Annotated in this window: 18 protein-coding genes and 1 pseudogene; 8 read left to right on the top strand and 11 right to left on the bottom strand. The window is 73.8% G+C overall.

Going from position 1 to position 18,648, the window contains the following annotated elements; all coding sequences use genetic code 11:
* Nucleotides 1-27 precede the first annotated feature (27 nt).
* The 5 genes from AC07BF_RS05185 to AC07BF_RS05165 form a co-directional block, all read right to left on the bottom strand.
* The gene (locus AC07BF_RS05185) at nt 28-3,918 is read right to left on the bottom strand and encodes a DEAD/DEAH box helicase (protein WP_478332964.1); all 3,891 of its coding nucleotides are present in this window, start codon (nt 3,916-3,918) and stop codon (nt 28-30) included.
* A gap of 287 nt (nt 3,919-4,205) precedes the next feature.
* Nucleotides 4,206-4,403 (bottom strand): hypothetical protein, encoded by a 198-nt coding sequence (locus AC07BF_RS05180; RefSeq protein ID WP_363584400.1) that lies wholly within the window; start codon nt 4,401-4,403, stop codon nt 4,206-4,208.
* 253 nt (nt 4,404-4,656) lie between these two features.
* Nucleotides 4,657-5,163, bottom strand: coding sequence for a DUF6328 family protein (locus AC07BF_RS05175; RefSeq protein WP_363622699.1), 507 nt, complete (start codon nt 5,161-5,163; stop codon nt 4,657-4,659).
* Between the two features lie 91 nt (nt 5,164-5,254).
* On the bottom strand, nt 5,255-5,653 hold the full coding sequence (locus AC07BF_RS05170) for a hypothetical protein (RefSeq protein ID WP_478332963.1): 399 nt from the start codon (nt 5,651-5,653) through the stop codon (nt 5,255-5,257).
* Nucleotides 5,654-5,834: 181 nt separating this feature from the next.
* Nucleotides 5,835-6,107 carry a hypothetical protein gene (locus tag AC07BF_RS05165; RefSeq protein ID WP_363622695.1) on the bottom strand — a complete coding sequence of 91 codons (273 nt, stop codon included), beginning with the start codon at nt 6,105-6,107 and terminating at the stop codon, nt 5,835-5,837.
* Between the two features lie 246 nt (nt 6,108-6,353).
* On the opposite strand from AC07BF_RS05165, the gene AC07BF_RS05160 reads away from it, so the two are divergent.
* Entirely contained in the window at nt 6,354-6,647 is a 294-nt protein-coding gene (locus tag AC07BF_RS05160; protein ID WP_363584393.1) for a hypothetical protein, read from the top strand.
* Between the two features lie 40 nt (nt 6,648-6,687).
* Here the strand turns inward: AC07BF_RS05160 and AC07BF_RS05155 are convergent, their stop codons facing one another.
* Entirely contained in the window at nt 6,688-8,799 is a 2,112-nt protein-coding gene (locus AC07BF_RS05155) for a YbdK family carboxylate-amine ligase (RefSeq protein WP_478332962.1), read from the bottom strand.
* A 330-nt stretch (nt 8,800-9,129) separates the two neighbouring features.
* Here AC07BF_RS05155 and AC07BF_RS05150 point away from each other — a divergent pair, with 330 nt between their 5' ends.
* A complete protein-coding gene (locus tag AC07BF_RS05150) occupies nt 9,130-9,435 on the top strand; it encodes a hypothetical protein (RefSeq protein WP_363584389.1) in 306 nt (101 codons plus the stop codon).
* Between the two features lie 55 nt (nt 9,436-9,490).
* On the opposite strand, the pseudogene AC07BF_RS05145 reads toward AC07BF_RS05150, so the two are convergent.
* A pseudogene (locus AC07BF_RS05145) lies at nt 9,491-9,925 on the bottom strand (DJ-1/PfpI family protein); the annotation flags it as partial.
* Nucleotides 9,926-9,982: 57 nt separating this feature from the next.
* Here AC07BF_RS05145 and AC07BF_RS05140 point away from each other — a divergent pair.
* Entirely contained in the window at nt 9,983-10,639 is a 657-nt protein-coding gene (locus AC07BF_RS05140) for a HemK2/MTQ2 family protein methyltransferase (RefSeq protein ID WP_478332961.1), read from the top strand.
* On the top strand, nt 10,623-10,895 hold the full coding sequence (locus tag AC07BF_RS05135) for a CDGSH iron-sulfur domain-containing protein (protein WP_363584383.1): 273 nt from the start codon (nt 10,623-10,625) through the stop codon (nt 10,893-10,895). The genes AC07BF_RS05140 and AC07BF_RS05135 overlap by 17 nt, the downstream gene beginning before the upstream one ends.
* On the opposite strand, the gene AC07BF_RS05130 is transcribed toward AC07BF_RS05135, so the two are convergent.
* A complete protein-coding gene (locus tag AC07BF_RS05130) occupies nt 10,869-11,882 on the bottom strand; it encodes an iron-containing redox enzyme family protein (RefSeq protein WP_478332960.1) in 1,014 nt (337 codons plus the stop codon). The two genes, AC07BF_RS05135 and AC07BF_RS05130, sit on opposite strands and share 27 nt — an antisense overlap.
* The gene (locus AC07BF_RS05125) at nt 11,879-12,184 is read right to left on the bottom strand and encodes a hypothetical protein (protein ID WP_363584379.1); all 306 of its coding nucleotides are present in this window, start codon (nt 12,182-12,184) and stop codon (nt 11,879-11,881) included. Before AC07BF_RS05125 ends, AC07BF_RS05130 begins: the two co-directional genes overlap by 4 nt.
* A gap of 205 nt (nt 12,185-12,389) precedes the next feature.
* Between AC07BF_RS05125 and AC07BF_RS05120 the strand changes: the two genes are divergently transcribed.
* Nucleotides 12,390-13,046 (top strand): DedA family protein, encoded by a 657-nt coding sequence (locus tag AC07BF_RS05120; RefSeq protein WP_400806807.1) that lies wholly within the window; start codon nt 12,390-12,392, stop codon nt 13,044-13,046.
* A gap of 99 nt (nt 13,047-13,145) precedes the next feature.
* Here AC07BF_RS05120 and AC07BF_RS05115 read toward each other — a convergent pair whose 3' ends face one another.
* Complete coding sequence (locus tag AC07BF_RS05115; RefSeq protein ID WP_363584375.1) at nt 13,146-13,622, bottom strand: Dps family protein; 477 nt, start codon at nt 13,620-13,622, stop codon at nt 13,146-13,148.
* Between the two features lie 448 nt (nt 13,623-14,070).
* Between AC07BF_RS05115 and AC07BF_RS05110 the strand changes: the two genes are divergently transcribed.
* Together AC07BF_RS05110 and AC07BF_RS05105 are read left to right on the top strand one after the other, a co-directional pair.
* Nucleotides 14,071-14,472 (top strand): SsgA family sporulation/cell division regulator, encoded by a 402-nt coding sequence (locus AC07BF_RS05110; protein WP_478332959.1) that lies wholly within the window; start codon nt 14,071-14,073, stop codon nt 14,470-14,472.
* Between the two features lie 238 nt (nt 14,473-14,710).
* Nucleotides 14,711-14,866, top strand: a complete 156-nt coding sequence (locus tag AC07BF_RS05105; RefSeq protein WP_363584371.1) for a DUF6131 family protein — start codon at nt 14,711-14,713, stop codon at nt 14,864-14,866.
* Between the two features lie 192 nt (nt 14,867-15,058).
* Here the strand turns inward: AC07BF_RS05105 and AC07BF_RS05100 are convergent, their stop codons facing one another.
* On the bottom strand, nt 15,059-16,423 hold the full coding sequence (locus tag AC07BF_RS05100) for a threonine/serine exporter family protein (protein ID WP_363622673.1): 1,365 nt from the start codon (nt 16,421-16,423) through the stop codon (nt 15,059-15,061).
* A gap of 565 nt (nt 16,424-16,988) precedes the next feature.
* Here AC07BF_RS05100 and qcrB point away from each other — a divergent pair.
* Nucleotides 16,989-18,611: a cytochrome bc1 complex cytochrome b subunit gene (gene qcrB / locus AC07BF_RS05095; RefSeq protein ID WP_478332958.1), complete on the top strand. Its 1,623-nt coding sequence runs from the start codon at nt 16,989-16,991 to the stop codon at nt 18,609-18,611.
* The last annotated feature ends 37 nt before the right edge of the window (nt 18,612-18,648 follow it).

The following is an 18,648-nucleotide window of genomic DNA, read 5'->3' as shown; positions in this document are numbered from 1 at the left end:
ACTCCTTCCGCTGGAGCGAACAGAGGGTCAGCCGTTCAGCCACCCGGACGCGTCGAATTGGGCCAAACCCCTGTGGTCGGCCAGGACATCGAAGTGGCGGTGCCGGCCCCACAGTCCCCGGTCGCCGATGACAAGCAGTCGTCGCCGGGCCCTGCTCACTGCGACGTTGAGGAGGTTGGGGCTGGCAGCCGCCCAGTCGCGGGCTCCGCTCTGGGACGCCACGGTACCCAGCAGCAGGATGACCACGTCCGCCTCCTTGCCCTGGGTGGTGTGCACCGTGCCGACCCGCTTGGCGGGAAGCCGGGTTCCGGCCGTCCGGCGCGCCTCGGCGACCACCTCACGGAACGGGCTCACCACGAACACGGACTTGCCGAGTCGCTCGCGCACCTCGGCGGCCGACGCGGTGCTGAGGCCCACCGGCTGCCGGCCCTCTCGTAGCGCGGACTCCGACTTCTCCTGCTCGATCTGCGCGCGCAGCCGCTCCCCCAGGAGATCCAGCACCCTGCCCAGCACGAGCCCCTGCTGAGCCACCCACTTGCCGTCGGACTCGCCCCCGACGACGTCCAGCCAGACGCTGCGGTCGGCGATCGGATAGGGCGCTCGCTCACCCGTGCCGAACACCATCAACCCGTCGTAGGCGATGCGGTTGCTGATCTCGAACATCGGATTGTCGCAGCGACGGTGCACCCGAAGCGGTGACCCCACCCACACCTCCGTTCCGCCGTCCGGGAGTTCGGCCGGGAGCCAGGTGCCGCACCGCGCGAGGCGGTCGGCGACCCGCTGGATCGAGGTGCGACCGGGCGCCCACTCCTGCGCCACTCCGTAGTGGGTGCGAAGCCGCTGCTGTGCCGTCCACGGCACCGTCACGACAGGTTCGAGCTGCAACGGGTCGCCGACGACGACCGCCCGGCGGGCCCGCCAGAGTGCACCAACCGCCTGCTGTGGGGTGGCCTGCCCCGCCTCGTCGATGAACAGCCAGCCCAGGTCCTCGGAGCCCAGGCCCGCGAAGAGGCGGTCCAGCGAGGCGAAGGTCGTCGACACCACCGGCACGACCAGGAACAACAGTTGCCAGGCGGCCCGGACGGTTTCCGGCGGCAGGTCCTTCGGGGCGTCGCCACCCACCACCTCCATCACCGCCTGCAAGCTGGTGAGCAGGCGCTTCGCCTCCGCCGCGAGGAAGGCCCTGTGCAGATCCAGCGCGGCGAGGAACACACGGGTGCGGGCGGCGCTGAACTCCTCGTCCATCCAGGGGGCGGACATCTCCCGCCGGCCATCGGCCTGCGGGTCTCCGGGGAGTGCGGCCCAGTCCTCGGCCGGCACGTGTGCGCGCCACCGTCGCGTCGCATCGGAGACCTTGCGGGCGGCGATGTCGGCGGTGGTCCGAGCCGTGGCGGCTGCCTGCTCGGCAGCGGTGACGGCCTGTTCCGCGCGGCGCAGGCCGTCCAGTCGGCTCGCGCACGAGCGCTGTGCCGCAGCCTCGGCGGCAGCGGCCTCCGTGCTGGCGACTCGTGCGTCGGCAAGGAGCTCGCCGAGTCGGCCTCGTGCGGTCTCCGATGCCTCCCATACTGTTTCGGCCTGGGCCAGAGCACTCACCAGCGGTTCCCGCCCACGCAGCCACCTCTCCTCCGCATCTGAGGAGAGCCAGGCACGTAGCCGGCGAGGACGCTGCCGCGCATCGTACGAGCGCAGGTCATCGAGCCGCGACTGGCACACTCCCCGGCGCAGCTCCACGGTGCACTGAGCCTCGGCCAACGTCGTGGACACCTGGTGCTCGGTCTGCTGCGTGGCCGCCAGCCGTTCAGTCGCGCTCTGCGCCGCGGCGTGCGCGTCGGCCAGTGCGCGCTCGGCCGGGGCCTTGTTCGCCCGGGCCGCTGCCACAGCGGCTTCGGCACCCCGTAGCTGTCGCGCCAGGAGCTCCCTGCTGTCGCGTGCGGCGGCCGCGGCCTCCCTGGACGCGGCCAGCTCCTGGACGGCCTGGCGCGCCTGGGTGAAGCGGCGCACCGCCAGCGGCCAGGGCTCGCCCAGCGCAGCGGTGGCCGGCGCGTCCGGTGCGCAGGGGGCACCGGACACGGGGCTGTCGCCGAGCGGGTTCCGATCCGGGCCAGGTCGGGCGTCACGGTCCGACTCCGTCTGCCGGACCAGGAGATCACGCAGACCCTGGCCGGTGGCCACGGCTTGTCGGCGGCTCTGCCCGGGGCGTCGCGGGTCGGCCGTCTCCTGCATCTCCCTGCCCCACCAGAGGCGGCTGACGAACTGGGAGCGGTTGGCGCGATTGCCGAGAGGTGCCGCGACCGCGCCCCACGCGTCCGCGCCGCCCAGCAGCAGCCTGCCCTGCGCTGAGAGGTAGTCGGCCTCCTCGAGCCACTCCTCGGCTACCGCGGCTGCGGACGGGATCTCGGTCGTCACGTTCTCGACCGCGCCGTTGTTGGCGGACGCGATGACGATCTCGTAGCCCGTCAGCTCCTCCCGCAGCCCGTGAAGCCGCCGGTTCCACTGGCCGGAACTCCAGGTGTGGACCTTGCCGAACGCGTCCGCTGGAGAGACCAACGCCGCCAGCCGCTCCGCACGTTGCACCACCAGGGCGGCGATCAGGTCGCGGAGCATGGTGGTCTTGCCCGTGCCGGGCGGCCCGTTGACCGCGTAAAGGCCGCTGCCCCCGGCGCCACCCAGCTCCGCCAACGCGCTGTTCACCGCGAACTGCTGGCTGAGGACCAGGGGTTGGTCACTCCTACCGGGCCACCGACCGAGCGGGGCGGCTGTCGGACGGACACCGTCCAGCAGGATCTGCGGCTGTTGCCGCACGTCGGTCCGGCGGCCGGAGTCCAGAGTTGCGGTGGGCCGGAGATACTCCTCCAGCGCCCGTCCCGACCTACCTTCCGCGAGCGCCGCAGTCACCTGTTCCAGGTCCGCGGCGATGAAACTGTTGAGGAAGTCGGACTGGTCGCTCTCCTCGCTCTGCGACTCCCGGACGGTGTAGCTCTTCACCCGCACGGCGTCCGGCCGCAGCGCCTCCGCGATCCCGAGCTGCTCGGCGACCCAGCGGGTGACGGCCGCGAGGTCCCTGACCTCAAGCGGCTTCAGGCCCAACGGAACGGGGAGATCGCTCGTCAGGTCCGGCTCCTCGGGCTCATCCGCCGCGTCCGCGTCATCCCCGGAATGCAGAGCGTCGGAATCGGCACTGCCCGCAGGGTGCAAGCCACCATCGAGGACTCCCTCCACCCGCTGGGTCACGTGATCGCTCACCCGGCTGCTGACCCGGTCCGCGAGCGAGGTCGCCGCCGATCCGGTCAGCGTCTCGGCGACCGCCTGGGTGATCGAGCCCAGCGCGGCGCCCGCCACGGTGCCCACCGTCGAGGCGATCCCGCCGACGGCCGCGCCGAGCACGACATCGACCGCCACACCCGCGATCGCACCGAGCGCCGATCCGGGTCCGGAGGACGCGCCGCCCGCTCCTCGCCGCTGTTCCACCACCGGGAGCCGGCCGTCGCCCAGCTCCAGGAGAGTGGAGACGCACAGCTCGGAGTCCTTCTCGAAGCCGTCGAGCCAAGCCGGGTCCGCCGGCCCCGGGCGCAGGGCCCGGCCCACCGCCCACGCGCACGACGAGATCGTCACGCTGTCCTTGAGCAGCAGCCCCTGGTCGTTGACCGAGAAACAGAGCACCGCGCTCTGGCCGCCCAAGCGGCCGTCGAAGTCCTCGGTAGGGCCGTCGGTGCCGAACACGCCGAGCAGTGTGTCGCGCAGTGCGGCGAGCTCGAACACGCCCGCGTACACCGTGTGCTGCCAGGATCGCCCGCGGCCCGGCGAGCGCCGGCGGAGCCGGTGGCCCGGCTCCCACGGCAGCGGTCGGCCCTCCCAGACCGGATAGACGTCCTTCAACGGATCCACCCGGTCGACCTTCTGCGGGCTGAACAACTCCACAGCCCGCCAGTACCGGACGATCGCGGCCCTGCGCCCACGCTCTCCACCGGCCATCCCCACGCCCCCTCATGCCAGCCCCACCCGGTGAGCAAGCAGCGTACGGGATCACGAACTACCCAACGTGGGTCTTGGCGACTTCGGCGAATCGGGTGATAGCGGCTCGCCGGGTTTCCGCACGTGGAAGGGGCCGAAGCCCCTGCTGCACCGTCCATCGGGTGAGTAGAGTGCGAGCGCCCGGGCGGGGTGCGGGCGGCCAGGGGCCGGGGGCGGCGGGGGGGTGTCGCCGGTCAGGGGGCCTGGGTGTCGGCTGCGGGTGGGGTGGGCGCGTCGTCGGCGTCGTCGGGCTCGTCGGCCTTGGCGCGGACGTCCTTCGGGGTGGGCGCCACGATGTTCCGTTCCTCCGCGGACCGCTCCCGTACGGTGTCGTCGCCGTCCCGCGAGGCGTCGTGTTCCGCGGGGGTGGTGCCCGTGTCGTGCGTGCTCATGGCGTAGCCCTTCTCATCAGGTCAGTCGGCAGATCCGGTGCGCTCTGGGGGCGGCCTCGCGGGCCCGGTGGTTGCTTCCTGCTCGAACCGGCGGGCCTGGCCGCTCCTCCTCGGGGTTGCCCCGGCGTCTACCCCGAACGCCGGTCGCGACGCGTTCGCACGGCCTCGGAGATCCGGTCGGCGGGCCCTGCCGTTCCTGGCGCCGCTCCGGCCACGACGCCACGGCGGGATCCGGACCCGTGCAGGACCGGCGCTAAGGAGCCGTCCGGCGGGCGGCCGTGCGCCGCAGCACGATCTGGGGCAGGACGAGCCAGGTGGTGGTGAACCAGAGCAGGACGGCTGCGCTGAGGACCCAGGCGGCGACCGGGTTGCCGGTGGCGGTGCGCAGCAGGAGCAGCAGGGCGGCGGCGATGGTCAGGGCCAGGGTGACGAGGCCGGTGGCGATGAGGTGGCCGGCGACGTGGATGAGTTCGGGTTTCATGCCGCGGCCGGCGAGGAGGCGGTGGAAGGCCACGGGGGCGACGAGCGTGCCGGTGGAGAGGGCACCGAGGATGACGGTGGCGACGTAGAGGTCCTTGTCGAAGTCGGGCAGGCCGGCGAAGCGCGGGGTGAAGGCCACGCTGATGAGGAAGCCGAAGAGGATCTGCGCGCCGGTCTGGCACACCCGCACCTCCTGGAGCATCTCGCTCCAGAGCCGGTCGGCCCGTTCCTGGGGCGTCTCGTCCCTGCCCCCGCCGGGCGACTTGTCGTCCTTCAGCACGGTGTCGTCTCCCTGTACGCGGATGCGCGGGTGCTCGATGCGGGCAGGTCGGCAGGCCCGCAGGTCGGTGCCGGCCCTTCGGACCGCCGGGTCAGGGGCGGTCTTCGTGGTGGCCGCAGAGCCAGGCCAGCGCTTGGTAGGCGCCCAGGGCGTACGCGGCGTTCGCGCCCTCGTCCGCGCCCTCGTCCGCGCCGTCGCCCTCACCCGAGGCCGAGGCCAAGGCCAAGGCCGAGACGTCGCGCAGACGGACGGCGGCGGCCTGGCACTCGGCCAGGAGCTGCGCCCGGCACGGCCCGGTGGCGCCGAGCGCGGCGGCAGCGGTGAGGGGCGCCGCGACCTGGGCGCCGGCGGCCCATCGGTAGGCCCCCAGGATCCCGTGGTCGAAACCGGTCCACGGCTGCGGGCGGCCGTTGGCCGCCTCGATCGCGTCGAACACCTCGTCCAGCAGGCGCACCCCTACCGCCGGGATCGTCGTCTCGTCACTGGTCATGCCCGCAACCTACGTCGCCCGGACGCGGCCCGCCCCCGGGCGCCCGGTCCGTCCCGGGGCCGGCCGGACGGACGCTGGGCAATCGGGTGAACCCCACGACGGCCGCCGAGGTGGCGCCGGCGGGTCCGGATCCGGCTCGGAGCGCGGTGCGCAGCGCCGGGACCGGGTGGCGGCGGACCACTCAGTCGCCCGTTGCGGGCAAGGCGATGCGGCGCACCTGTCCGGCTTCCAGCTCGACGACGACGGCCAGCACCGGGCGCAGCCAGCGCACCATCGACCGCGCGCCCGGATGCGGCTTTCGCAGCCGCCCGGCGACGGGCGATCCGAGCTCCGCCCGCTCCTGCCCGGACAGCTCGCGCGTCACCAGCCGCCGACCGTCGACGAGTACCACCAGCAACCGCCCCGGCTCGCCTGGTTTGCACGGTTTGCCCGGTTCGCCGACGGCCCCGACCACCCAGCCCCTCACCGCAGCCCGCCCGGACACCGTTCCAGCGCGGGCGGCACGATCATCGACGGACTCCTTCCGTGCACGAGGTGTGATCACCCGAGCATGGCAGCAGGCCCCGACGGGCGCGATCCATGCGGTCGTCGGTCCCGCCGCTCTTCCAGGCGGGGCCGGGCCGAAACGGGGCAAGGGGTGCTCGCCTCGAAAGGCCCACCCCCGGATGTGGGTCCGCCGGCGATGGCCGAGGCTCGGTGCATGGCATCGATCATCGTGCTCTTCGAGCTGGAGCCCGACGGGGCCATCGGGGCCATCAGCGCGGAAAGTGCGGAAGATGCGGAAGGTGCCGAGCCCGCCGTGATCGCGGTGCACGCCGCCGGGGCCGATCCCGACGTGCCCGAGGACCCGCAGCCGTACACGCTGTGCGGGCTGGAGACCGGCCCGATGGAACACACCCACTACCGGCCGCTCCGGCCCGGCGAGCCCTGGTACCCGCCCACGCTCGCCGACCAGCGGTGCCAGGAGTGCGAGCGCGCCCTGCGTACGCAGTGACCGCAGTGCCCGCAGTGCCCGCAGTGCCCGCGTACGGCGCTCACAGTCCGGGCGCGTACGGCGCGATGCCGACGATGAGGATGTCGCGGCGGCCGTCGCCCCCGTCGTCGCCGAGGCGGACCGGGCCGACGTAGTGGCTGACGCGCCGGTCGTGGACGCCGTACCCGTCCAGCGGTTCGGTCAGGACGAAGCGGGTGTGGATGGCGTCGGCGGGCAGCGCGTCGGGTTGCCGGCCGACGCTCTCCGGGGTGGCGATGACGTTCTCGCCCCCCTCGATGTTCCGGCGGCCGACGAGGTGGGCGAAGGTGAACGTGGCCGGTGAACCGCCGTCCTGGTGAAGGCAGTTCGGCGAGGACACCGCGACCTGGCCCCGGTCCTGCACGCCGAGCGCGATCAGGTGGATGCCGACGTAGACGGGCACGCGGTGCAGGTCCTCCAGCCACAGGGCGTGGTCGAGGTCGGCGCGGACGAGGGCGTCGAGCAGCCGGTTGCCGTGCAGGGCGGGCGGGATGTCGGGCAGCCGGCGGCGCATCCGGGGGTACTCGGGGTTGTGCTCGTCCTGCCAGTACTCGGCGACGGTGCCGAACTCGCCGTCGGGGGCACCGGGGATGTAGGACAGCACACCGGTCCAGGGCAGGTAGACGGCGTGCGAGTAGCGGCGGAACCGGTTGGTCTCCCGCGCGTACGGGTCCGGGGGCAGGTCCCGGTAGGCGTCGGCGAGCCGGGCGAAGTCCTCCGCCAGTGCCTCGGGGTCGACGCCGAGGTCGGCGGCGCTCAGGCGGGCGAAGCCGTCGCGGCGCACCAGGCCGCCCCGTTCGGGGGTGCGGCCGTTCGGGTTCGGGGTGGCGTACATCGGCTTCCCAAGGGGTTCGCGGGCGGCCGTCGGCGCGGGTCCGTCCCCCGGCCGCTCCCTGCCGGCTCCCTCCAAGCTGGCACGCCCGTCGCGGCCGCGCCGCAGTGGGGTCCGCCAGGCGGGTGACTGCGGCGGGGCGGCGTCCGGGGGGATCATGCAGCTCGCCAGGTCGTCCACCACCGCCGGCAGGCCTCCGGCGCGGTGTGCGGCGCGTTGGCGGTGGGCGCCGCTGCCCCGGGTGGCGAGCCGGTCGACGAAGGCGGTGACCCGTTCCAGGTCCCCCATGTCCTCCAATGCGGCGCCGATGTGCTCCAGCAGCCGCCGTGCGCGTTCCGGGGCGGGCAGCATCCGTCCGGTCAGGGCGTCCGTCCCCCGCCCCGGCCAGCCGTCGCGGGTGGCGTACCAGTAGGCGCCGCGCAGCAGCTCACCGCTCAGCCGGGGGCCCTGGTCGCCGTGCTCCGCCAAACGGGTCCCCACCAGTCCCCGGACGACGGCCGCCAGGGCCACGGAGTCGACCGCCTCGGCCGGAACGTCCATGCACCGTACTTCCAGGGTCGGCAGGTTCGGGTGCGGGCGGGTGTCCCAGAACGGCAGCTCGGCGAAGGACATTCCACCGACGTCCGCCATGGCGGTGGCGAAGCGCCGGTAGTCGTCGAAGGATTCGACCCTCGGCGGCGGCCCGAGACCGGGGAACCGCAGGCGCAGCACCGACCGCCAGCTCGCGTACGCGGTGTCCCGTCCGGCGTGGAAGGGCGAGTTGGCGCTCATCTCGACCAGCAGCGGCAGCCATGGCCGCAGATGGTTACCGACCAGGGCCGCCACCTCCCGGTCGGGCAGGAACACGTGGACGTGCAGGGCGCAGACGGCGAAGTCATCCATCATCGTCCGGAACAGTTTCACCCCGTCGCGGTACCGGGGGTGATCGCCCACCGGCGCCACGTCGCCGCCGATCACGGGCGTCGCGCTGGGACAGACCTTCAGGTTCTCGGCCGTCGCGCACGCGGCCAGTTCGCGGCGCAGTCGCGTCAGCTCGGCGGACAGGTCCTCCATCGTGCTGCACGGCGGTGTCCGCACCTCGATCTGGAGGTCCGTGAACTCCCCGGACACCAGCTCCCCCAGCACGCCGGCGGCGCGGGCGGCCAGCCCCGGCCCGGCGGGCACCGCGGCGCGGGTGGCGGCGTCCACGAGGAAGTACTCCTCCTCCACCCCCACCGTCGGCGTCGGCTGCCGGCCGCGCCCCGCACCGTCCGGCACGGGCCGCCGGGAGCCTTCCGCGCGTACCGCGTCGCTGCCGTCCACCCCACCAGCGTCACTCCCCCGGCCCGCGCCGTCATCCCGTATCTGCCGTCATCCCGTACCTGCCATCGGTCCGGCCGCCGCGGAGGTCCCGAAGGATGTGGCCCCGCGGACGAACGCGACGGCGCCGACCGCCGCCACGCCGGTCGGGGCGCCCACGGGGGCACCGGGGTGCCAGGCCTCACCACGCGTCGCCAAGGCCGTTGGAAGCAGGGTCGGGACCCGTCCGCCGGAGGTGGCCCGGGCTGGTCCGGATGCCACCGAGCGGGTGCGGCGGACCGGCCCAGCAGCGACGTTGAGAAGATGGACATCGTCGTCGTACTTGAGCTAGACATGCCGACCAACGTGCGGCTCCTCGGCCCCGACCACACCCCGGCGGACCCGGAGAGCCCGGTGCGCCGCGTGCACGCCGCCCCCGCGGAAGCCTCGGGCACCTGCGGCCGCCGCACCCTGTGCGGCCTGGACACCGACGGAATGACCCTCGCCCCGCACCGCTACGCCCACCAACCTCCAGCGCACTGGCTCACCTGCAGCACGTGCCAGGCCGCCAGACAGGGCCCCGCACCCGACGCCACCGGAGCAGCCGCCCAGGACCACCACGAGGACGACGCCCACCCGGCGGAAACCGCCGCGCGCTGAGCACCGCACCCACCGCGTCGAGCGTGCGGGCGGCGGCCGACGGCCGGTCGCCTCCTCAGCGCGAGCCGACCGCTTCGGACCGTGTGCGCAGCGCGGCGTCGACGCCCCGCAGGAAGTGTTCGAGGTCGTCGGGGTTGCGCGAGGTCACCAGCCGCCAGCCGTCGGCATCGTCCGTGACCAGAGGTTCGTCCGTCCAGGTGGCACCAGCGTTGGCGAGGTCGGTGCGCACGGAGGGGTAGGAGGTGAGCCGCTTGCCGTACGCGACGCCCGCCTCGGCCGGCAGCCACGGCCCGTGGCAGATGGCGGCGACGGGACGCCCGTCGACGGTGAAGGCGACGGGACGTCCAGCGACGGTGAAGGCGAGCACGGTGTGGACGGCCGCCTCGCGGAGCCGGAGGGTGTCCGCGGTGATGGTGCCGCCCGGGACGAGCAGCAGGTCGTAGCCGGCGTGGTCCACCTCGTCGAGGGTGTGCACGGAGGTGTGCGGGTCCGGCAGGTGTGCGGGTCCGGCAGGTGTGAACGGCGCCGGTGCGGGAAGCCGCCCGGCATGCTGCTGCTGCGACCACCGGGGGTCTATCCGCCGCAGGGGGACACCGAACTGCTGGCCGCCTGTGTGCGCCGGGAGCCGCTGGACGGCTCCAGCCGGGTGCTCGACCTGTGCACGGGGACGGGCGCCGTCGCGCTCGCGGCCGCGCGCAGCGGGGCACGGGTCACGGCGGTCGACCTGTCCGCCCGTGCCGTCGCGGCCGCCTGGTGCAACTCCCGCCTGCACCACCGCCGGATCCGGCTGCACCGGGGCGACCTGCTGGCTCCGCTCTCCGGTGGCCGCTTCGACCTGGTGACCGCCAATCCCCCGTACCTCCCCACCGACCCCGGCAAGGGGTCTCCTGGCCGCGGCGCGGCCCTGGCCTGGGACGCCGGCCCGGACGGGCGGCTGGTCCTGGACCGGATCTGCCGGACGACTCCCCGCGTGCTGGCCGCCGACGGCGTGCTGCTGATCGTGCAGTCCGCGCTCGCGGACGTCCCGGAAACCCTGGCGCTCCTGCGCGCGGCCGGGCTGCGCACGAGCGTGGCGGCGCGGCAGCGGCAGCCCTTCGGGCCGGTGCTGACGGCCCGCGCCGCCCTGTTCGAGCGACTCGGGCTGATCGGGCCGGGCGAGCGCGAGGAGGAGCTGGCGGTGGTGCGCGGTGTCCGCGAACGCTGACCGGGACGTCACCCGGGTGGTCGTCGTGCCGGGCGGTCCCCTGCTGGTCGAGGGCCCGGTGGAGGTGGTCCTGCCGGACGGCACCCGGCGGGTCTCCGAGCGCCCGGTGGTGGCCCTGTGCGCCTGCCGGCGCAGCCGGACGTATCCGTTCTGCGACACCAGCCACCGGCGGCACGGCCGCCCGCCGCAAGGCTCGGGAGCACAAGAAGGCTCAGGAGCACGGCACGGCTCAGGAGGAGGAGTCGGCGAGGGGTGAGCGCAGGGAGGTCCGTCCGGCGCGCCAGCAGCCGAGCAGGTGGTCGGCGAAGCGGCGGTCGGCCGTCCCGGCGGCGGCGATGCCGAAGGCGATGTCCGGCGCCGACTCCGGTTCGGCGGCGAGCAGTTCCTCGATGACCCCGCGGCGCACCAGTTGCTCGTGGACGGCGTCGGCCTCGATGTGTTCGCGGTAGAACAGCGTGCCGTCCTGGCCGCCACCCAGGCGTTCCAGCGCGGCGGCCAGGCAGGCCGAGCCGGGCGAGGAGGTGATCTCGATGGCGGCGAACTGCCCGATGGCGGCGCCGCGCAGCACGCGGTGCAGGCCGAACAGCGTCATCAGGTTGACCGTCGCCAGCATGGGCGCGGGGACGACGTCCAGGTAGTGGCCGTACTCGGGGTCGAGGCCGAAGGCGGTCATCATCCGGGCGAACAGCAGGCAGTGCGCCCGCTCCGGGCGTCCGGAGCCGTACTCGTCGTAGGCGATCGCCATCAGCACCGCCTGGGCCGGCCCGTGGATCCTCGGCAGGACCCACAGTTGCGGATCGGCCTCCTTGAGGTGGTAGACGGACCGGTGCACCAGGTACTCCCGGGCGTGGTGGCGCTCGCCCTCGGCCAGCAGGAAGTGCGAGGGCCCGGTACCCTCGGGCGGCTGCGTGAGCAGTTGCTCCAGCACCTCGGGCAACGCCGGTACGGGTTCCGTCTCGGCGCGCACCCTCGCCAGGAACGATCGCTCCAGCTCCCGTCGCAGGGCGAGCAGTTCCGGCTCCCACTCCCAGCCGGGGTGGACGCCCGGCAGGCCCCGGTCGTGGAGCTCGTAGCACAGGTGCAGCGCGAGCTGGTGGTCCTCTCCCCAGGGGTCGTGGAGCGGGCCCGGTAGCGCGAGCAGCCGTCCGGCGCCGGGCGGGCCGGCGGTCACCAGCCCGAGCACCGCCGCCGACAGCGGTCCGCGCGGTCCGGGCAGGCCGGGCGAGCCTGGCAGGCCGCTCATCCGCCGCTCCCCCGGCCATCGGCGCAGGCGCAGAGCACGGCGAAGGCGACCGCGAGGGTCAGCGCCCAGCAGCCCGTGAAGGCCCACAGGACAGGTGGCTCCGCCGTCCGGAGTCCGGCCGCGAGCAGGCCGAGCGACAGCAGAGCGAGCCCGAGAACAGGGCCCGGCCGTACCCCGCGCATCATGTCCCAGGCCCTGCTGCGCAGTCCGAGGCCGAACCTGTGCAGCCGTGCTTCCAGGACGCGGTCGCGGCGCAGCTCCCGTTCGATCCCGAGCAGCGCCTCCTGCTCGCGTCCGTCCATGGTGCGTCCTCCTCGCGGGGTCATCCGTCGTGGTCCGGCGGAGCGGCTACCCGGGAAGCGCGAAGGCTAACGCCGCCGCCGGCAGCGCGGCCTGCCGGAGGAGGGCCGCCCGCCCGCCGAGGAGCACTGCGTGCGGGACCGCCCGCCGTTACATTGAGGCGCAGGGGGCGGCAGAAGGGGCGGCAGATCCCGAACGGGGTGGCTGATGCACTCGATCACCGACTGGCTGGACGGCCTGTCCGGCCCGATCGTGTACGCGGTCGTCGCCGCCCTCGTCTTCGCCGAGGACGCCCTCTTCTTCAGCTTCCTCATCCCCGGCGAGAGCGCCGCCGTCCTCGGCGGTTTCCTCGCCCACCAGGGCAGGGTGTCCATCGGCTGGCTGGTCCTCGCCGTGGTCTGCGCGGCCATCCTGGGGGACTCCGTCGCCTACGAGATCGGCCGCCACATCGGCCCGGCGGTCCTCGACACGCGCATGCTGCGGCGTCATGAGGAGCAGGTCGACAAGGCCCGTGACCTGATCCGCCGGCGGGGGCCGGCGGCCGTCTTCTTCGGCCGCTTCGTCGCCTTCTTCCGCCCCGTGGTGCCCACGCTGGCCGGCGTCTCCCGCATGCCGTACCGCCGTTTCCTCCTCTTCAACGCCCTCGGCGGCCTCGCCTGGGGCGTCGGGTTCACCCTCCTCGGCTACTTCGCCGGGGCCGCCTACACCAAGGTCGAGGGCACCGTCGGCGGCGTCGTCGCCGCCCTGCTCGCCGCGGTGGTCGTCATCGCCCTCGTCGTCTGGCGCGTGCGCCGCCACAGGTCCTCAGCCCGTACGCGGTCCCGCCGTACGCAGTCCCGCGAGGCCCGGGACGAGAAGCGCTGACGGCCGGACCGCCCAACTGACCTCACCGCGCGCGCAGGGGGCCGGGACCCGCCCCCGCCCCGATCCCGGCCCCGGCCCGTCGCGGTCGGCAGGGCCCCGTCAGTGCTGGTTCTCGGCCTGGAACATCCAGCTGTGCTTCTCCAGCTCGGCCGTGAGTCCGATCAGGAGGTCCTGACTGACGGGATCCGCCGGGCCGGTCTCGTCGATGCGCACCCGCATCCGTTCGATCACGGCGGCGAAGGCCTTCACCAGGTTCTGGACGGCCGTCACGTCGGCCGTCCAGCCCTCGGGGAAGTCGGGCAGGTTGCTGGTGGCGGCGATCGTGGCGGCCCGTCCGTCCGGGCTGACCCCGATCGCGGCGGCACGCTCGGCCACCTGGTCGGCGTAGTCGCGCGCGGTGGCGACCACGTCGTCGAGCTGGAGGTGGACGGAGCGGAACCGGGGCCCGTAGAGGTTCCAGTGCGTCTGCTTCGCCACCAGGGACAGGTCCAGCAGGTCGACCAGGGTGCCTTGGAGGGCCTCCCCTGTCGTCTTGCGTTCGCTGTCCGGCAGCGGGCTGCTGATGACGATACCCATCGCTGAGTTCCTTCCGGGTCGGGGGAGCCGTCGGCCGGCCCCCGCGGTGCTGGCGGGCCCTCCACCCGGCGGTTCGGCCTCGACGGGCCGTTCTCGGATTCCGGAGGACGGTGCTCCGAGGCGCCGGGGCGTCCGAGGCGTCCGAGGCGTCCGAGGCGTCCGAGGCGTCCGAGGCGCCGGGGCGCCGGGGCGTCCGGGACGAGGACGAACGACCGTCCGGGCAGCGGGACCACGCGGCGGCTGCCCCTTCTCGCCGGACGGAAACCACCCGCCTCGCACCGGGAACCGCGCCGGAGCGGTCCGTACGCGATCGAACACGCCGCGCACGCGGGGTTTCCGGGATCAGGGCCATGAATCGGCCCGGGGCGGGTAGCCGAGCGCTGCCGCCGCCGGCGCTCGGTGCCGCTGCGGGCAACCAGGCGCCACTGCCAGAAACGGAGTCCGTCGCATGACCGTCGTCACCTCCTGGTCCACCGCCGTCACGCTGCCCGAAGGCCCGTTCCCCGATGTGACCGTCGAGGCGCAACTGCGCTTCGACACCTCGCTGCCGTACGCGGTGTGCCTGGTCTTCCCGCCCCTCGGGGGCGGCGGGGAGGCGCGGTGGGTCTTCGCGCGTGACCTGCTGAACGAGGGCCGCCACGCCCCCGCCGGCCACGGGGACGTGACGGTCACGCCCGGGCGGGCGGGCCGGGTCCTGGTCACCCTGTGCGCCGAGAACGGCCGGGCCGTGATCAGCATCCCCGCGGACGCCGTGACGGCCTTCCTCCTCGACTCCTTCACCCTGGTACCGGCCGGCACCGAATCCGACCATCTCGACATCGACGCCGTCCTCGACCGGATCCGGTCCTGACCCGCCACGGCCGACGGCGGCGACCGCTCGGTGAAGGGCCGGGTGTGCCCGGGGAGGGAACCGAACCCATTCCGCCGCGGGCGGGATGGTTTGCCCGGCCCGCAGAGCGGTACACGCGGATCATGGGCGCGGCCGGAGAAACGACGGCTCCACCACCCCCGGACGGTTCCGGCATCACCATCGAACGGCCGGACCGCCCCTCCTGACAACCGTCCCAGTCACCACATGGGAGGACCTCGTGATCGTCCTCGGCGTCATCCTGCTCATCGTCGGTTTCGTCACCGGGATCTCGATCCTGTGGACCATCGGCATCATCCTGGCCGTCATCGGCCTCGTCCTGTGGATCGCGGGCTCCGTCGGGCACGCCGTCGGCGGGCGTCGTCACTACTACTGATCCACTCGTCCTATTTTCTGCACCACCCGCCCCATCCCCTGAACCGCCCGTTCACCGGCTCGTGCGGCTGTCGGCCCCGGCACCACGTGGGTGCCGCCGCCGACAGCCGCACGGCGCCGTCAGCCGCACGGTGCCGCCCACCGTCCTCAACGGCGGAGGCGGCCGGCCCTCAACGGCCGAGGCGGCCGACGCTCAGCGGCGGTGGCGGCCGGCGCTGCGGCCGGGCGCCGGGACCACGCCCGGGGCGGGGAGGAACAGCCGGGCGACCTCGCGGCCCAGGTTCACGCCGATCGCCACCGCCATCGCCGTGGCCGTGGCGCGCCCGACACCGACGAGCCCGATCTCGGGCTCGCCCCGGACGAAGGCGAGCAGCCCGAAGTACAGCAACGAGCCGGGCAGCAGCGGCCCCAGTGCCGCGGTGACGTACGGCAGCGAGGAGCTTCCCCGGTAGCGGGCCATGAGCTGGCCGGACAGGCCCACCAGCCCGGCGGCGAGGCCGGTGGCCATGATGGGCTCGCCGCCGGCGTTGACCAGGACGCCGTACGTCGTCCAGCCGACCCCGCTGTTGAGCAGGACGGCCGGCAGCGTGCCCGGCTCGGTGTTGAGCAGCACCGCGAAGGTCAGGGTGAGCAGGAGCGCCGCCACCAGCTGGAGCGGCGGGTTCGACGCCGCGACCGGGACGGGCCGGGCCGCCAGGTCGGCGCCGTTGTTGACGCCGATGTAGAGCACGGTCATCACCCCGACCACCACGCCGGCCATCATGTACAGCGTTTCCATCAGGCGTGCGGCCGCGGTGAGGTAGAAACCCGCGAGGCCGTCCTGCGCCGCCGCCACCATGGGCCATCCGGGCAGGAGCGTGTACAGCCCTCCGGTGATCACCACCGATCCGCCCAGGTTCAGCCCGTTGAAGGACAGCAGGATGCCGATCGCCGCCGCCGGGGTCGCGGCCGTCGCGATCCGGTAGAACTCCGGGAGGTCATGGCGTCCGACCAGCGCCGCGAGCCGGTCGCCGGCCAGTGCCGCGGCGACGGCGCTGACGAACACCAGCCAGGCCCGGGCGTCGGCCCGGCCGCCGACCAGCAGCGTCGCGGCGCCGGCCAGCAGGCCGGAGGACAGGACCAGGAGCCAGGCGGGGTAGCGGCGGCAGTGCCGGCGCACGGCCCTCAGCCGGTGGTGGGCGTCGTCGACGACGAGTCCGCCGGTCGTGATCTCGGTGACCAGCCGGAAGAGCACGGCCAGCCGCGCGTAGTCCCCGGCCGGGTGGCGCACGGACCGCTCGACCGTCACGGGTGGCTCCGAGGGGCCCGGCTGGTACGAGATCGCCACCCGGGTGAAGGTGACCTGGGGGTCGCAGGGCTGGGCCCGGTAGGCCTGCGCGACGGCGAGCATGGCGGCCTCGACGTCCTCAGCGGCCTCGCCGCAGGCCAGCATCAGCTCGCCCACCAGCAGCGCGAGGTCCAGGACGGCGGCCACCGCGGCCGGCCCCGGGTCGTCCGCGCCGGGTTCGCCGGTCACCAGCGGGCGGTCGGTGGTCGGGGTGCGCAGCAGCGGCAGCATCAGGTCCGGCCAGGCCGCCGTGCCGTCGGCATCGGCGGATCCGCTCGCCGCCCCGGGCGGCGCCGGCCGGCCGGGAGCTCGGCCCTCCCCGGGAGCTCGGCCTTCCCCCGGAACTCGACCTTCCCCGGGGGCGGGGGCGGCCCCGGGGGCCTCCTCCGGACTCGACTGGGGCGGGACTCTTCCGGTCCGGCTCGCCGGCCCGTCCGTTTCGGCCCGCACGCCGAACTGCTCGTGTTCCGGCATCGTCGCTCCCTGCAACACCCCCCACCTGGTGACCTTTCGCACCCATTCGACTACCCGCAGCCATCATTTCGTGAACGTCTCGACCGGAGCGCGGGGGTCCGTTCACGCCCGCCGTTCGTGGGCCGACCCGCCGCGTCCAGGCCGGGGCCCGGGGGGATTCCGCAGTTCAGCGGCCTGACACCGGGGCCTGAGAGGGCGGACGGCCATCGAACCGGGGCCGTCCGGGTGAAGCCCGGGGCGGTGGGCGAGCCCCGTCCGGCCGTCCCGCCGCCACGGGATATGGCTATCGGGACACACGATCGGAGCGGACGGGAGGAGCGGCGTGCGGCTGTCGAGGTGGAGGGCGCGGGCCGGGCGGCGGGCGGAGCGGGCCGCCCGGAACACGGCGGTCGCGCTGGACCGGCGGCTGCCGCTGTTCGACGGGGCCAAGGGCCTGCTCCGGAAGGTCTTTCCCGACCACTGGTCCTTCCTGCTCGGCGAGTTGGCGCTCTACACCTTCGTGCTGCTGCTGTTGACCGGCGTCTTCCTGACGTTGTTCTTCACACCGTCCATGGCCGAGATCGTGTACGCCGGAACGTACCCGCCGCTTCGCGGGGTGCGGATGTCCCAGGCGTACGCCTCGACGCTGTCGATCAGTTTCGACGTGCGCGGCGGCCTGCTGATCCGCCAGATCCACCACTGGGCGGCGCTGGTGTTCACCGCCGCGATCTGTGCGCACCTGCTGCGCATCTTCCTCACCGGCGCGTTCCGCCGCCCCAGGGAGGTCAACTGGCTGGTGGGACTGACGCTGTTCCAGCTCGCCCTGCTGGAGGGTTTCGCGGGCTACTCGCTGCCCGACGACCTGCTCTCCGGCACCGGCCTGCGCACGGCCCAGGGCTTCATCCTGTCGGTACCGCTGGTCGGCACCTACCTGAGCTTCTTCCTCTTCGGCGGGGAGCTTCCCGGGCACGACATCATCCCCCGCCTGTACAGCGCGCACATCCTGCTGCTGCCCGGTCTCCTGCTCGGCCTGATCACCGCGCACCTGATCCTGGTCTTCCACCTCAAGCACACCCAGTGGGCCGGGCCCGGACGCACCGACCGCAACGTCGTCGGGAAGCCCCTCTTCCCGCACTTCAGCGTCCAGACGGCGGGCCTGATGGCGATGGTCTTCGGGGTGCTGGCGCTGGCCGCCGCCCTCGCCCAGGTGAACCCGATCTGGCTGTACGGGCCCTACCGCCCCGACCAGGACTCCACCGACGCGCAGCCGGACTGGTACATGGGGTTCATCGAGGGCGCGCTGCGGCTGATGCCCGGGGCCGAGACGCGGCTGTGGGGCCACACCGTCGCCTGGAACCCGCTGATCCCGGCCGTGCTGTTCCCGCTGCTGTTCTTCGCCGCCCTGTACGGCTATCCGTTCTTCGAGCGCTGGATCACCCCGGGCAGCGGCGAGCAGCACCTGTGCGACCGCCCCCGCAACCGGCAGACCCGGACGGCGCTGGGTGTCGCCGGGACGTGCTTCTACGTCGTCCTGCTGGTCGCCGGCGGCCAGGACGTCGTCGCCCGGGCACTGGACGTGCCGGTGGAGGGCCTGAACCGGTTCCTGCGGGTGGGCCTGTTCGTCGGGCCGGTGGCGGCCTTCTGGATCACCCGGCGCCTGTGCCTGGCCTTGCAGGAGCGGGACCTCGAACGGGTGACGGAGGGCGACGAGACCGGGTTCGTGCACGAGGCCGTCGAGGGCGCCTTCCACGGCGAGCACCGGCCGCTTCCCGCCGGCCTGCGCTACACGCTGGCCCTGCGCGACGCCCTGCTTCCCCTGCCGGCGCCGGGCGAGGGCGCCTCGCGGCGCGCACAGCTGCGGGCCGCCCTGAGCTCCTGGTACTACCGGGACAACGTGGAGACGGCGGTGGACGAGCCGCGGCCGGGGCCGCTCGCGTCCACCGACGCGGGACGCTCCGAGCGGTGACGACCGACCGCTCACCACTCAGCGCTCACCGCCGACC

This window comes from Kitasatospora sp. NPDC043950 (assembly GCF_056435345.1).
The sequence above is the reverse complement of the archived record's forward strand: the minus strand, read 5'-3'. Positions and strand labels throughout refer to the sequence as shown.